Genomic DNA, 12,416 nt, shown 5'->3' on the forward strand with positions numbered 1-12,416 from the left:
GGCCATGAGCACCATCCGCTTTCTTCGCACCTTCGTGGCCGCAGCGCGAGGCGGTTCCTTTGCCGCGGCAGCCGATCAGGTCGCGTTGACGCAGGCGGCCGTCGGCCAGCAGATGCGCGCGCTGGAGGCGGAGCTAAAGAAAACGCTCTTCGACAAGACCGGCCGCACCATGACGCTGAGCCCTGCGGGCCATCTGCTGCTGCCACGGGCCGAGGCACTGCTCGCGCACTACGAGGCGATGCGGCAGGACCTGCAGGACCAGCGGCAGATCGCCGGAACCATCAAGCTCGGCTCGCTGATCTCGGCCATGGGATTGCTCTCGAGCACGCTGGCAACGCTCAAATCGCTCCATCCCAACCTCGAGGTCGAGCTCAGAGTTCGGGAGCAGTCGCGACTGGCGGAGGACGTGATGAGTGGAGAACTCGATGCCGCGGTGGTCGTTGAGCGCCCATGGCCGGACAAGCCCGGCTTGCTGTGGACGCCCTGCTACGAAGAGACGCTCACTGTGATCGCGAATTCGAGCATCGCCGCGCTCGACACCCCCATTGCGGGCTTGTTCGCAAACCATCCCTTCATCCGCTTCGACCGGCGCACGCCGACGGGTGCACGCATCGACCGGATCCTGCGCCGGCTGCAGTTGGTTCCCAGGGAGTTCCTGGAGCTCAATTCGCTGCTCTCGATCGTCGAACTGGTGCGAAAGAACGTGGGCTTCACCATGGCGCCGCTGCTCAATAACTTCGATTGGGAAAGCGACCCCGGACTGCGCGTGCTGCAGCTGCCCGGCCGGCCGATTGCCCGTCGCCTAGGCATGCTGGAGAGCGGCCGGCGCAGCCACATCACGGGCGTGGTTCGCGAGGAGCTATTGGCGCACCTCCGCCGGGCGAAGCCCGGCGGCCGATCCATCGCCAGCGTCTCATCGTGAAAGCACCGTCAAGAACTTTCAAGCGCGGGGCAACACGAGCCGAAAGGCACTGCCGCGCCCCAGTGCGCTGTCGAGCAGCGCCTTGCCGCCGTGCCGCTGAGCCACGGTCTTGACAAAGGCCAACCCGAGCCCGGCCCCGTCGATGTTTGCTGTGGCGCTGCCTCGAACGAAGGGCTCGAACACCTGCGTCCGGAGTTCTTCGGCGATGCCGGGTCCTTCGTCCTTCACCAGCACGGCCCATGCACGCGGAAGCGATTCGACCGCGCAGGTGATCGACGAGCCCGCCGGCGAACAAGGCGAGATCGAACTCCTTCTGCGTCAGCGCAACAGGCCTGCCGTCGATCTCCAGTTGCCGGGTCGCAAGCACGAAGCGGTAGCGTCCCCAGACCTGCTCTTCGGGCTGCGTGTCCAGGTAGGCGCGCCGCAGCAGCGCGCGCACGCGAGCGGCCAGCTCGCCTACCCGCATGGGTTTGACCATGAAGTCGTCCGCCCCCGCTGCATCGTCCGCCCCCGCTGCATCGTCCGCCCCCGCTGCATCGTCCGCCCCCGCTGCATCGGCTTGAACCACAAAAAGCGGTGAGCCTAGGCCCGGTCAAAAGATCACTTGCGTGCTCCCCAAATCGTCCACGATCACGCTGAAATCGCGTCCACGATCAGCCTGAAACGCCGTCCACGATGCCCTCAAATACGCAGTCCCCGCGAGCCGCGCAGAACCATGGAGCCTTGAGCGGCCCGGCCTTGCCTTCGGGAGGCAGATCACTTCGCCTAGGTCCGCTAAGGGCGCTGAGGGCATCTTCGATCGGGGTCAGGGACTTGGTGGCACTGCACACTCAGGATCGAACGACTTAGGAAGCGCGGCGAGCTTTCCTTCCATCAAACGAAGGCGCCGGCTTACGGCAAGGGCAATGCACACGCCCAGCATTGCTTGCATGAGCCGCTTCCGCTTTCTTGTATCGATGGTTGAAGCACTCCGGTCTGGAGCGTTCGAATGGGTGCTGTTCGAATCCTTCGATGACGTGCCTGGCTTTGAGCCCTTGGCACGCTCAGATCTCAGCTTCCCAACATACAAGAGCGCCTGGGAAGCCGGGTGCGTGGCACTTCAATCCCGCATGGACGATCCAAAACTGGACCTACTCGACGACGAGGACTGAGCAGCGGCTGACCAGCTCAGTTGCCTTGGGACGAAGCGCCAGATTGCTGTTCTCGGATCAGGAACTCGTCGATCCAGGCGCGCGCCTTGGCCGCAAGCAGCTTCCTTGCTTTTGCCTCTTCGGATACGCCGCCAACTCCGATTCGGAACATCACTTTCCCGGCCCGCTTTACATCGGCAAAAAAATAATTGCCTTCGCCTACGGGCTCAGATCCAAACTCGATCGTCCAGTCTGGCGGAGCAGCAGGCGGATCGGCGTGGTCGCGCGCCGGGGAAATGTTCATCGGTGGTCAATGGTGAGACTTCTGCAGCCCAGTATGCGCCACTCCTGCTCGGACGCAACGGGGGCAATGTCATGGGTTTGACGGCTGATCCCGCAGCAGAAGACAGCCCCCCAGTCGGGCGCCTCCTCCCCCACTGGGGGCGCGGCGAGTTCAAACTAAGCTGCAAAAAATTCAGGGCTAAAGTTGAAACCGCCGACTGTTGAACGCCAGCCACTGGAGATTGAGCACCAAGACGGCTTAAGTCATTGATCCGAAAGGGCGCACCGGGGAACTGCGCCGTTGATCGTTCAGCTCATGCGCCGCTAGACATTCGATCCTGTGGTCTTCACGCCTCCGAACATTGAATTTTTCGCTCCGGCCCGGAGCCATAGGGGCAGAATTTAGCGGCTACGTGCTTGCCGACGAATCAGTTCTTCGGCGGCTTGAATGCACGTACCTGTCCCAATCTAGGAGAACCAAGATGGTCAGCAAGAACACGATTTGTCTCTGGTACGACGGCACCGCGTTGGACGCCGCGAAGTTCTACGCCGAGACGTTCCCGGACAGCGCGGTGGGAGCTGTCCATCGCGCGCCTGGCGACTATCCCGCGGGCAAGCAGGGCGATGTCTTGACGGTCGAGTTCACGGTGATGGGCATCCCTTGTCTCGGACTGAACGGGGGCCCGGCGTTCAAGCACAACGAGGCTTTCTCGTTCCAGGTTGCGACCGACAACCAGGCCGAAACGGACCGCTTGTGGAACGCGATTGTCGGAAACGGCGGCCAGGAAAGCGCATGCGGCTGGTGCAAGGACAAGTGGGGACTGTCGTGGCAGATCACGCCACGCGCCCTGACGGCCGCGATCGCCGATCCTGATCGAGCGGCGGCCAAGCGCACGTTCGAAGCCATGATGGGGATGAGAAAGATCGACATCGCTGCGATCGAAGCGGCTCGGCGCGGCTGACGCTCCCGATGCCTGCCCAGCCCCCGTCGCCGCGACAGCCACGCACGCGGAACGCCACGATTTTTTTTGCTAGAACTCCGCCGCATCAAGGGGCGGTGCGCCCTCCCCCCTCTCAGTGTTGGCCTAGGTTGGCCCTCGAAAGGTGTGCCGCCAGCGTGTGTGCAGTTCGCGCGAGCTGTCGACGTGCGACAAGGGCTGCACACGGCCGCCATACAAATCAACGCCTGGCGCGCAGATTCACCACTCTACGTTGAACCGGATGTTCAACATAGTTTGAATTTTCCGGTGGAGTTTTCACCATACATTGAATTTCCGCTCTGTTCCATCCCTGGCCCACCACTCCCGTCGACTCTGCCGATGGGCCCGCGAGGGGGTCGGGCGTCGTCCATGATCGGGCCGTGGACAGCCGTTCTGGGCCCAGTGCGGGCCTTCAGCATCAACAGAAGACCTTCGTCAAAGTTACTGAACGGCCAGTTCCTGCCGCTCGCCACGGGCAGCTGCCTGGCATCTCACCTGGCCGCCCTCGCATCGCTCGCGACAAGTCGAAGCACCGCATGCCGGCGAGGTACAACAACCAGACGTTCACCGAAGTGGGCGGCCTGATCGCCCATGGGCCGACACGCGACGAAATCTGACGGCTCGGCGCGACAAGATCCTCAAGGGCGCGGGGCCCGCCGACTTTCCATCGAGCGACCCGCCAGGTTCAAGTTCGAAGTGAACCTCAGGACGGCACGCGACACCGGTGTCGAAGTCCTCCAGTCGATCCTCTTGCGTGCCGAGCGGTTGATCAAATAATCGCGTCGCCGCCCCGGGTTCTTCAGCGCTCTCTGCCGCGATGCGAGCGCCAGATCGAGGCGATGATCCAGACGCTGTTGACGAACGCCATTAGAAAGCCGAACGATCCGAGCACCGTGAATATCGGGATGCCGAACAGTTGCGGGCCGGAGGTGACCGTCATAGCAATCGATGAGCCGATGACGACCGACGCGGTCATGATGCCGATGGTGATGCGATCGATCGTGCTATCGAGCTTACGGCCGAAGTTGTCGAGCCGCTTCAGATCGAGATCGATGCGCAGGCGGCCGCGGCGCGCGTCTTTCAGCAGCCGCGCGAGGTCGCGCGGCATCGAGCCGAGCAGGCCGATGAACCGGCCGAGGTTCGCGCCGCCACGGCGCCCCACCTCGGCAGGCGCGTAGCGCGCCGCGAGCGCACGGTCGACGAACGGCTTGAGCCGATCAACCAGGCGGAAGTCCGGATCGTATTTGCGCGCCGACCCTTCGAGGGTGATCAACGCCTTGAACATCAGCGTCAGGTCGGCCGGCAACACGATGCCGTGTTCGCGCACGATCGCCGTGAGGTGCGCGATGAGGCTGCCGACCTGAATGTCCTTCAGCGGCAGGTCGGCGAAATCGGTCACGAGTTCGTCGACATCAGCGGCCAGCAGCTCCTCGTCGATCGCGTCCTCGCCGGCCCAGTCGAGCAGCACTTCGAGGATGGGCTCGTGGTCGCGGTGTGCGATGCCTGACACCAGATCGATGACCTGGTTTCGACGTGTCGTCGACAGCCGTCCGACCATGCCCAAGTCGATCAACGCGAGCCGGTTGCCGGGCAGGTAGATGACGTTGCCCGGGTGCGGATCGGCTTGAAAGAATCCGTCTACCAGGATCATCTTGAGCACTGCTTCGGCGCCCCGATGCGCGAGCTGTTTCGCGTCGAGCCCCGCACGCTCGATCGCCGCATGGTCTTCGCCGCAGGTGCCGTCGATGTGCTCCTGGACGTTCATCAGGCTGCTCGTCCACAGCATGAAGACCTGCGGAATCAGGATGTGAGGCTCGTCCCGGAAGTTGCGCGCAAAACGCTCGATGTTGCGCGCCTCGAGCGCAAGATCGAGCTCGCGCATCAGCGAGCGGCGAAATTCTTCGACCACGCGGGTCGGCTGGTAACGGCGCGCCTCGGGGACTTCGCTTTCGATGACGCGCGCGAGGTGCGCAAGCAGGCGCACATCGGCCTCGATCTTGGCTTCGATGCCCGGACGGCGAACCTTCAGCACGACCTCGCGGCCGTCGCGCAGCCGCGCACGGTGCACCTGGGCGATCGATGCGGAACCCGAAGGTTCGCGTTCAAGGTCGACGAATACCTCGGAGGGCGGCCGGCCGAGCGCTCGTTCGATGACCGGCAGGATCTCTTCGAACGGCACGGGCGCGACGCTGGTGTGCAGGCGCGTTAGTTCTTCGGTCCACTCGGGTGGCAGCAGATCCTCGCGCGTCGCCAGCATCTGGCCGAGCTTGATGAAGGTGGGGCCGAGCTCCTCGAAGGCCAGTCGCAGGCGCTGCTGCGTCTCGAGCTGAGTGCCGCGGGCCACCTCACCCCAATGAAACATGGCGCCTGTGCGTTCGAGGAACGAGGCGATTCCGAGCCGGCGCACGAGGTCGCCGAGCCCGTGCCGGATGAACACCAGGGTGATCTCGTGTAGGCGCGGCAGATCTCGCACTACGCTCACCGGCGTCTCACGCACGGGTGGGCCTATTTCGCTTTCTTGGATTCCGCCTGCTGGCGCAACGCGTCGGCGAAACCGGCAAGCAGCCCGCTGGTGAATAGCGTCATGTTCGCGCCGTACTCGCGCACTGTCTCGAAGCCCGGGACCGTCCGCGCGCGATATGAGTCGCTCATGCGGTTGGCGAACTCGCTCATCATCTGCGCGATGCCAACGCTCGCGTCAGCGCCGACCCGCTGCGCGTGCAGCGCGAGATCGACGAGATCGCGTCGGATGTTCCCAGTGGTGGCATCGGCGATATGGTTGGCGGCGGCGACGAAGTCGCCCTGCAACTTCTGCAGGGCGGCGAAGGCGTTCTTCAGGTCGTTCTCGGAAAAGTCCTTGCCGCGTGAGGCGAGCGCCGCCAGCGCCTCGTGCGCCGCTTGCGAAGACGTCTGCAGCGCCTGGTCGAGGCCGCGCAGCGCCTCAGCGAAAGCCTCGCGCGCCTGCGTGCTGTCCAGTGGCGGCTTGATGGCGCCGCCGCTCATCGCGCGCACGATTTCCTTGACACCTTCTGTGTCGAGCTTCCCGCCTGCAAGCACCTGGGCGGTCAGTTCGCGCACCCGCTCCCGGATCGCCTGCTCTTCGGCCGGCATGGAGGAATCTGCATTCCCCACCGGCGGTGTCGGATCGGTCATCTCACGACTCCCGTGTGTCGATGTGGGGGCAGGATAACCCGATTCGTGGACCTACTGTGCTCGAGCGAGCCGCTCGGGGAACTCGATCACCGCGAGCACTGCCGGAAGCTCGCCGCGCCGGTGTGGCGTGAGCATCGTGGTGGTCACGGCCCCAGCGGTCCATCCTAGGAGGATGCGTTTGAGCCTCGCTCGAGGTGACCGCGAACGCCCTTGCACTGCGGCGCGACGCGCATGGTGATGTCGCCGCTGAGTTCATGCAGCGGCTGGCCGCGCTGTTGCCGCGGCGCCCGGGCCGCTCTGCCCACACGCTGTTCGCAAGTCGCTCGGGCGAACGACTGCTTCTATGGGCGACCAACTCAGGGCAGTGAATGTCGCTGAAGGGTCGAGAGCGGCGTCGAGCAGCTGCTTTTGGCATCCACAGTGAATGGCTGGTGATGGCCGAGGGCGGCCGGTCAAAGGCTACGGCTGGAATCTACCAAGCGCAGGCCCGCCCGCCGCCACTTCCGAGGCCGCTGTCGCTCTCACTCGACATGCCGCTCAGCTACATCCGTGCGGTCCTGCGGAACGCCCCTGAACCTTAGCGGTTAAAAAGGTCGATCGGTCGATCAGCATCCAGGACAGACTCCCGAGGTGTTGCGCATCAAGGCCATAGGGGAAGATCCACCAGGCTATGGCTCAGCTCCGAAGCCGACCTTCAGTTGGGGGTGCTGCGCACGTTGAAGGTCGGTGACATTGCGACAGCCGCCGGCATCGAGGAACCGACCATCACGGTCCGGGCGCCGAAGCATCCTCTACCAGCGCCGATCGACTGTCACCCCCAAGCATGAGGCTTCAGGGTTACGCCAGTATTAAGGGATCTAGAGAGGCGCTCCGCGGGTGGCTCGCTCTTGCACGCGCCAGGAAAACCCCTGCCCGATTGGCCGCGCGAGGATCGGCGGATTCGACCGCTTTGTCCGGTCGGCGCCCTCCAGGTCCTGAAGCTGGCTGACGACTTCCTTGCAGAGATCATCGTCCCGCCCGTATTTGGCCTGCAGCTTCGTGGCAAGGACTTCAAGGCTTTGCGAATAGCGGCTCATGCGTGCGACCTCCTCGGTTTCGCCAGCCTACAAGGTTTTGGAAGTCGACAGAGCGGCATCGGCAACCGACTGTAAGGCCAGCGCCAAGAGCGGTTCGCCCGGATCGGCGCCGCACTCGCAGCGCCATGAGCAGAACGATTGCTAACCAAATCTCATCGCCCGGCGCATTCTGCGTCCGATCGGCTCTGGATCTTCGTCTTCGTTCTCGCCGATCAGCCTCGGCCCGATGGTGCGATCGGCGACCAAGCTCTTCAGGGTTGCGACCCCACCGTCGAGCGCGTCCTCCCAACTGCCGAATATCTCCGCGCTGCCAAAGAGCACCGTGAAGCCGGTGGGATCGTCAATGCTCTCGATCAGGAGCCAGTGGAAGACGCCGCGCTCGGATTCCTCCACGGTCACGGCAATCGTTCTGAGATGGTCTGTCATGGCAAGGAACCCTGCGATCTAGCGCACCTGGCGTTCCGTGAGGTTAGATTGCGCACATGACAACTTCCACCGCGCACCCCCAGCGCTGCTGCGCCCCTCGCGGACATCCGCGTCAGGCCCCGGCCGGTGAGGCGGACAGGACCGGTAACACTCGGCGCGCCGGCACCCGGCTGTCGACCGGCGGCCGTAGCCACCACCGCAAGTCGCGTTCACGAAAGTCCAGTGTCGTCGTTCCGCAGCAGGTCCAGGGCCGCCGCCACCACCGCCGCGAGTTCCAACTAGCCTGCAAAAAATTCCAGGTAAGTTGAAAACCGACAGCATGGCTTCTGTCGACGTGCGACAAGGGCTGCACCCGGGTACCATACAAATCAACGACTTGCGCGCAGATTCACCACGCTACGTTGAACCGGATATTCAACATAGTTTGAATTTCCCGGAGGAGTTTTCACCATACATTGAATTTTCAGGTCTGTTCCGTCCATAACCCCCACTCCCGTCGACTCTGCCGATGGACCCGCGAGGGGGTCTGGCGTCGGTCGTGATCGGGCCGTGAACAGCCATTCTGGGCCCCAGGCGGCATAGCTGGTGCTCAGAAGCCGCTGCGTTTTCCTCACTTACCCGCACCGCTGTCAAGCATTGACCATTGCTGCCCCCGCAAGAGACATGATGGAAACCATGTCTTAAAGGCCTGCTTTACACCGCCCAATGCCCCGCTCAAGAATGCCGGGATGAAACATGCTGCAAGCGGTCGCTTCAATCGCGGCCCATCCGAGCGGCATCAACGAGGGCGCATGGTCTCCGTCATTCTCGCGATCGGCGCCGCGGCTTTGCTCGGCTGGCTGGCGGTGCAGCTCTACGTCAGCGTGGTGACGTTGGACTGAAGCGCCAATCAGTGCTCGTGCCGATGATGCGCATCCGGCACATGGGGATGCGCGTGGTCCAACGGTTGATGCACATGCCGGTGGCTGTGCGAGCCGCCCGGCATCGGATCGTGCGTGTGGTTGTGGTGGCCGTCGTCGTGCCGGTGCGGCATGCTCGTGCTCCAGCGCCTCTTTCACCCTACTTGGAATTCTTCCCTCGGTTCAGGCGCCTTCGGGCATTACTGAGAAGCGTCGATGCGTACGAACGAGCCCGTGCGCGCATCGAAGATGCCAACATTCAACACAACGCCGGGTCGCCGCTGGTCGTAAACCGTCACGTCCACATACTCCGGCTGTCGGTCCGGGCGCCGCATGAGCCATGCGCCGGCCGGTACGCTGCGGCTAAGCCTGCTGCATCTGCCAGGCGGAGGCTGGTGCCCTGCTGGCCGGCCCGGATACCAGATTCGACACTCTCCGGGCGGGGGTAGATGACCGTCAGGGATGCCAAGGTTGGAATAGCCGTGTTCATGAAACCAGGAGCCTCGGCGGCCATCGTGGCCTCTGCCTTGGTAGCCTCTGCCTTGGTATTCACCCCGGCCTTCTCGCCCGCCGCGCCTGTCCTCGTACTCGCCGCGGCGCTCCTTGTGCTCGTAGCGGCCCTCGTCCTTGTATTCGAACTTGCGGCCACCCTCCTTCCACTCGTACTTTCGCTCGCCGTCCTTGAACTCGCCCTTGTGTTCACCGCGCCCCTCGTATCCCCGACCCTCGCGGCGCTCCTTGCCCCTGGACTCGTCTTTGTCGGGGTCTGTATGGGCGAGCGAAGACCCACAGAGAAGGACCAGGGCGCTCGCGAAAGCTGTTACGACGGCTGGAATGTTCATGGCTGGCTCCCTGGGGTTCGGACTTCGTACGCCTGGAAGTTTCGCATGTCGGCCCAAACGGCATAGAAGGACAAGGTGCCAACCATGCGACGGAAGCGTTCCCTCTCTGTCCCTCGGTCCAAAAGCTAAGTGGCGCACGAAGGTTCAGTGTCGTGCCGCAACGGGCCGCCGCGCGTTCGCGGCCGCGAGAGTTCTTGCGGAGCGCCACGAATTTTTAGCGGCTAAAAATTTCCGCATGCATGTGCAGCGCCAACTTGCACGAGGTCGGCGCCGTGCTAGCTTCGCGCGACGCGCCACTGGAGCTTGAAAATTTCCGATATCTCGCCAGCGGAGATCCGGCATCCTGGCCTGATTGCCTTCAGGCCCTCGCCCCGAAAACCGCTCGGAAAACCGCGTCCCAGTGTTCGCGCGCTGAGCAGTCAAGATGCAGGTCCGGTTTAGCATCTGCTTCTCACAACGAGGAGCAGAGATGGAGCCGGCAGAGCTATACGCGCGGTTGAAGGCAGTGGTGAAGGATATGCCCGAACTGGAGGGGTTTCTTCCGATCACTCCAGAAGTCAATGCACGGCTCGGACGCGCTTATGCCTTGGTGAAGATCGCGAGCAACGGTGCGGACGAAATCTTGTTTGGCACTGCTGCGCAGCATCTAAATGGCGTCTTGCGCGACAGCCAGGCGCAGACGATCAAGGCAGTGCTATATCGGGCGCTCGCGCACGCGGAGCTCCAGTTGCCCGCGGATGAGCAGGGCGCGTTCGTGGCAGTGAAGAGCAAGTTCGAGATCATCGCTGTGCTCTCTGGGGTGCTTCGAGACGCGAAGCACAGCGTTTTGATCGTCGATCCCTATATTGATGCTGTAGCGGTCACAGACTTTGCCGGCCTAGTCCCGGAAGGCGTGCCTGTATTGCTGTTGGGTGATCAGCGAAACCTACAGCCCAATCTAGCTCCGGCCATCGCTCGGTGGAAGGCTGACTATCCAAAGCGCCCGATCGAAGCGCGGATGGCTCCAGAGCGTGCGCTTCATGACCGATTGGTCATAGTCGATCAGGTAGGAGTCTGGAACTTGTCGCAATCGATCAAAGACTTTGCCGGCCGATCCCCCGCGTCGATTGAGCACAGCAAGCCCGAAATCGCTGAACTCAAGGTCGCGGCGTACTGGGAACGGTGGGACCAAGCGACGCCCCTGGTGTGACTCTTTCTGCGCCGGACGAAAACTAGGAGACGCCGTGGGAACCATCAACTACCAATGCTGGTAGTACGCCTGAACCGCCCCTGGGAGTACAAGCTGGCAATGAAGCACCTGCCCTCTCCCTCTGTCAATCTCCCGATCTCATGTCATCGAAGCGATTCGGATCCGAATCGCGGTTGTGACGCGCTTCAACGAACCCGGGTACGGGCCTTGTTGTACGCGCTCCAGGTCATCGAGCCATCGATCAGGCCAGCTGCCGGGACTACGACAGCATCCCTCGCCGCTTCGACTGCCCGAGCGGCGAATGTGTTGCCAGAGGCGCGGTCGGCCTCGGCTACCAACGCTGCGTTGGTGTTCATCTCCATGACATAGCCTCGCATCATGCGGATCTCCTCCGGGGTCGCTGTCGAGTGGTCACCCAGCTGCGCAGGCGTGATGGCTTCGGGCTTACATGCCCCCTTCTTCCAGAGTGGCCCATAAGAGATCGTGTCGTAGCAGATCAGTGACAACCGCGACCGAGCAACGGTCAGCTTGAACTCGCTTTGGTCGGCAGCTCGCGGGCGATCGGCTTCTGCCTTGCGCTGCGCTTCCTCGGCTGTGGGAACCCCTATTCCGGTGGGCGGTGTCCAGCCGGGTTGGTTCCATAGGCTTCCAGACGCATTCGATGTGGACTGTTGTCCAAGATACCAGCCGCGTGCGTTCATGCATGCGCCAAATAGACCTGAGTTGGTTTCTACTGTGTCGATGGCGGCGCCGCCGAACCTATTCACCTGGGCACGCCCCTGACGCTGCTGAGACTCTTGCAGGCAGACATACTTGTCCTCTGCGAATTCGCTCTGCGTTCCGCCTGGCTTCGTCCACACCAAGGGAGCACAGCCAGCAAGGGCTGCTGCGAGCACCACGAGTGCGGCCGCCCCGCCCAAGTTGGCCGCAAAACTGTTTGGTTCGAACCCATAAAGCATCTTCGCCCCTCCATCTGGTACCGCCGCCAGCTGTTTCGATCGTAGCCAAATGTATCCAGAGCTGGCGCCTCTGCAAAATTCTGCTGGTGAAAAAACGGCGAATCGTGACGAAGGTCGGCCCTGCGTCGGCAGCACTGGCGTGCCGGTCGCGCAACGCCACCAAGCGCGGCAGCCCATCTGGGCAACCAGGGAGGACGCCCATCGAAAGATGCGGGTCGGCCAATAGCCGCGTAAGACCGGCCGTGGGGACCGGCAACACTCGGCGCGCGCCGACGCCCTGCTCGCCACCGGCCGTGGTCACAAACGCAAGTTCAGTGGCGCGTTCACGTGCGGAACGCCGCTGGTCTTTGCCCTGGCGCGCGCAGCCTCCCTCAGAAATCAGACGGGTGAGTAGCCGCACTTTGCCTCGGTGAGGCGCCGGACCTTGCCTTTTGCAGCTTTTTGAGTCGCGGAACGTTGCCTTTTGCAGCGCGCGACAACGGAGGGTCGAGCTGCGAGACTGGCGCCGCTGGGAGCTTCGCGCGCGCCGCGCACGTACGTCAGTTTTGGGCTTGATGC

The 12,416-nt window shown here is 63.1% G+C and carries 14 protein-coding genes; 5 read left to right on the top strand and 9 right to left on the bottom strand.

Features of this window, described 5'->3' with window-relative positions:
- Window positions 1–4: 4 nt before the first annotated feature.
- Window positions 5–922, top strand: coding sequence for a LysR substrate-binding domain-containing protein (locus tag ACSQ9I_RS24145; RefSeq protein ID WP_093109631.1), 918 nt, complete (start codon window positions 5–7; stop codon window positions 920–922).
- Between the two features lie 18 nt (window positions 923–940).
- Here the strand turns inward: ACSQ9I_RS24145 and ACSQ9I_RS24150 are convergent, their stop codons facing one another.
- Window positions 941–1,156, bottom strand: coding sequence for a sensor histidine kinase (locus tag ACSQ9I_RS24150; protein WP_436305281.1), 216 nt, complete (start codon window positions 1,154–1,156; stop codon window positions 941–943).
- Window positions 1,157–1,190: 34 nt separating this feature from the next.
- Here ACSQ9I_RS24150 and ACSQ9I_RS24155 point away from each other — a divergent pair, with 34 nt between their 5' ends.
- Together ACSQ9I_RS24155 and ACSQ9I_RS24160 are read left to right on the top strand one after the other, a co-directional pair.
- Window positions 1,191–1,502, top strand: a complete 312-nt coding sequence (locus ACSQ9I_RS24155) for a hypothetical protein (RefSeq protein ID WP_436314731.1) — start codon at window positions 1,191–1,193, stop codon at window positions 1,500–1,502.
- Window positions 1,503–1,851: 349 nt separating this feature from the next.
- Window positions 1,852–2,073, top strand: a complete 222-nt coding sequence (locus ACSQ9I_RS24160; protein WP_139191734.1) for a hypothetical protein — start codon at window positions 1,852–1,854, stop codon at window positions 2,071–2,073.
- A 16-nt stretch (window positions 2,074–2,089) separates the two neighbouring features.
- Here ACSQ9I_RS24160 and ACSQ9I_RS24165 read toward each other — a convergent pair whose 3' ends face one another.
- Window positions 2,090–2,356: a hypothetical protein gene (locus ACSQ9I_RS24165; protein ID WP_139191735.1), complete on the bottom strand. Its 267-nt coding sequence runs from the start codon at window positions 2,354–2,356 to the stop codon at window positions 2,090–2,092.
- Between the two features lie 460 nt (window positions 2,357–2,816).
- Here ACSQ9I_RS24165 and ACSQ9I_RS24170 point away from each other — a divergent pair, with 460 nt between their 5' ends.
- The gene (locus ACSQ9I_RS24170) at window positions 2,817–3,296 is read left to right on the top strand and encodes a VOC family protein (RefSeq protein ID WP_093109634.1); all 480 of its coding nucleotides are present in this window, start codon (window positions 2,817–2,819) and stop codon (window positions 3,294–3,296) included.
- Between the two features lie 817 nt (window positions 3,297–4,113).
- Here ACSQ9I_RS24170 and ACSQ9I_RS24175 read toward each other — a convergent pair.
- The 6 genes from ACSQ9I_RS24175 to ACSQ9I_RS24200 form a co-directional block, all read right to left on the bottom strand.
- Window positions 4,114–5,796, bottom strand: a complete 1,683-nt coding sequence (locus ACSQ9I_RS24175) for an ABC1 kinase family protein (RefSeq protein WP_436314732.1) — start codon at window positions 5,794–5,796, stop codon at window positions 4,114–4,116.
- A gap of 23 nt (window positions 5,797–5,819) precedes the next feature.
- Complete coding sequence (locus ACSQ9I_RS24180; RefSeq protein ID WP_436314733.1) at window positions 5,820–6,467, bottom strand: DUF6781 family protein; 648 nt, start codon at window positions 6,465–6,467, stop codon at window positions 5,820–5,822.
- A gap of 857 nt (window positions 6,468–7,324) precedes the next feature.
- The gene (locus ACSQ9I_RS24185; RefSeq protein ID WP_436314734.1) at window positions 7,325–7,543 is read right to left on the bottom strand and encodes a hypothetical protein; all 219 of its coding nucleotides are present in this window, start codon (window positions 7,541–7,543) and stop codon (window positions 7,325–7,327) included.
- Window positions 7,544–7,684: 141 nt separating this feature from the next.
- On the bottom strand, window positions 7,685–7,969 hold the full coding sequence (locus ACSQ9I_RS24190) for a hypothetical protein (RefSeq protein WP_436314735.1): 285 nt from the start codon (window positions 7,967–7,969) through the stop codon (window positions 7,685–7,687).
- A gap of 889 nt (window positions 7,970–8,858) precedes the next feature.
- Complete coding sequence (locus ACSQ9I_RS24195) at window positions 8,859–9,002, bottom strand: hypothetical protein (RefSeq protein ID WP_436314736.1); 144 nt, start codon at window positions 9,000–9,002, stop codon at window positions 8,859–8,861.
- A 66-nt stretch (window positions 9,003–9,068) separates the two neighbouring features.
- On the bottom strand, window positions 9,069–9,710 hold the full coding sequence (locus ACSQ9I_RS24200; protein ID WP_436314737.1) for a hypothetical protein: 642 nt from the start codon (window positions 9,708–9,710) through the stop codon (window positions 9,069–9,071).
- A 469-nt stretch (window positions 9,711–10,179) separates the two neighbouring features.
- Between ACSQ9I_RS24200 and ACSQ9I_RS24205 the strand changes: the two genes are divergently transcribed.
- The gene (locus ACSQ9I_RS24205) at window positions 10,180–10,899 is read left to right on the top strand and encodes a hypothetical protein (protein ID WP_436314738.1); all 720 of its coding nucleotides are present in this window, start codon (window positions 10,180–10,182) and stop codon (window positions 10,897–10,899) included.
- Window positions 10,900–11,084: 185 nt separating this feature from the next.
- Here the strand turns inward: ACSQ9I_RS24205 and ACSQ9I_RS24210 are convergent, their stop codons facing one another.
- Entirely contained in the window at window positions 11,085–11,858 is a 774-nt protein-coding gene (locus ACSQ9I_RS24210) for a hypothetical protein (RefSeq protein WP_436314739.1), read from the bottom strand.
- Window positions 11,859–12,416: the final 558 nt, after the last annotated feature.

The sequence above is a fragment of the Variovorax sp. LjRoot84 genome, assembly GCF_964254305.1.
In the GTDB taxonomy this organism is placed as follows: domain Bacteria; phylum Pseudomonadota; class Gammaproteobacteria; order Burkholderiales; family Burkholderiaceae_C; genus Variovorax.

Coding starts and splice junctions, on each gene's coding strand:
- ACSQ9I_RS24145 (WP_093109631.1), top strand. CDS start 5: ATGAGCACCATCCGCTTTCTTCGCACCTTCGTGGCCGCAGCGCGAGGC.
- ACSQ9I_RS24160 (WP_139191734.1), top strand. CDS start 1,852: ATGAGCCGCTTCCGCTTTCTTGTATCGATGGTTGAAGCACTCCGGTCT.
- ACSQ9I_RS24165 (WP_139191735.1), bottom strand. CDS start 2,356: ATGAACATTTCCCCGGCGCGCGACCACGCCGATCCGCCTGCTGCTCCG.
- ACSQ9I_RS24170 (WP_093109634.1), top strand. CDS start 2,817: ATGGTCAGCAAGAACACGATTTGTCTCTGGTACGACGGCACCGCGTTG.
- ACSQ9I_RS24180 (WP_436314733.1), bottom strand. CDS start 6,467: ATGACCGATCCGACACCGCCGGTGGGGAATGCAGATTCCTCCATGCCG.
- ACSQ9I_RS24185 (WP_436314734.1), bottom strand. CDS start 7,543: ATGAGCCGCTATTCGCAAAGCCTTGAAGTCCTTGCCACGAAGCTGCAG.
- ACSQ9I_RS24190 (WP_436314735.1), bottom strand. CDS start 7,969: ATGACAGACCATCTCAGAACGATTGCCGTGACCGTGGAGGAATCCGAG.
- ACSQ9I_RS24195 (WP_436314736.1), bottom strand. CDS start 9,002: ATGCCGCACCGGCACGACGACGGCCACCACAACCACACGCACGATCCG.
- ACSQ9I_RS24200 (WP_436314737.1), bottom strand. CDS start 9,710: ATGAACATTCCAGCCGTCGTAACAGCTTTCGCGAGCGCCCTGGTCCTT.
- ACSQ9I_RS24205 (WP_436314738.1), top strand. CDS start 10,180: ATGGAGCCGGCAGAGCTATACGCGCGGTTGAAGGCAGTGGTGAAGGAT.
- ACSQ9I_RS24210 (WP_436314739.1), bottom strand. CDS start 11,858: ATGCTTTATGGGTTCGAACCAAACAGTTTTGCGGCCAACTTGGGCGGG.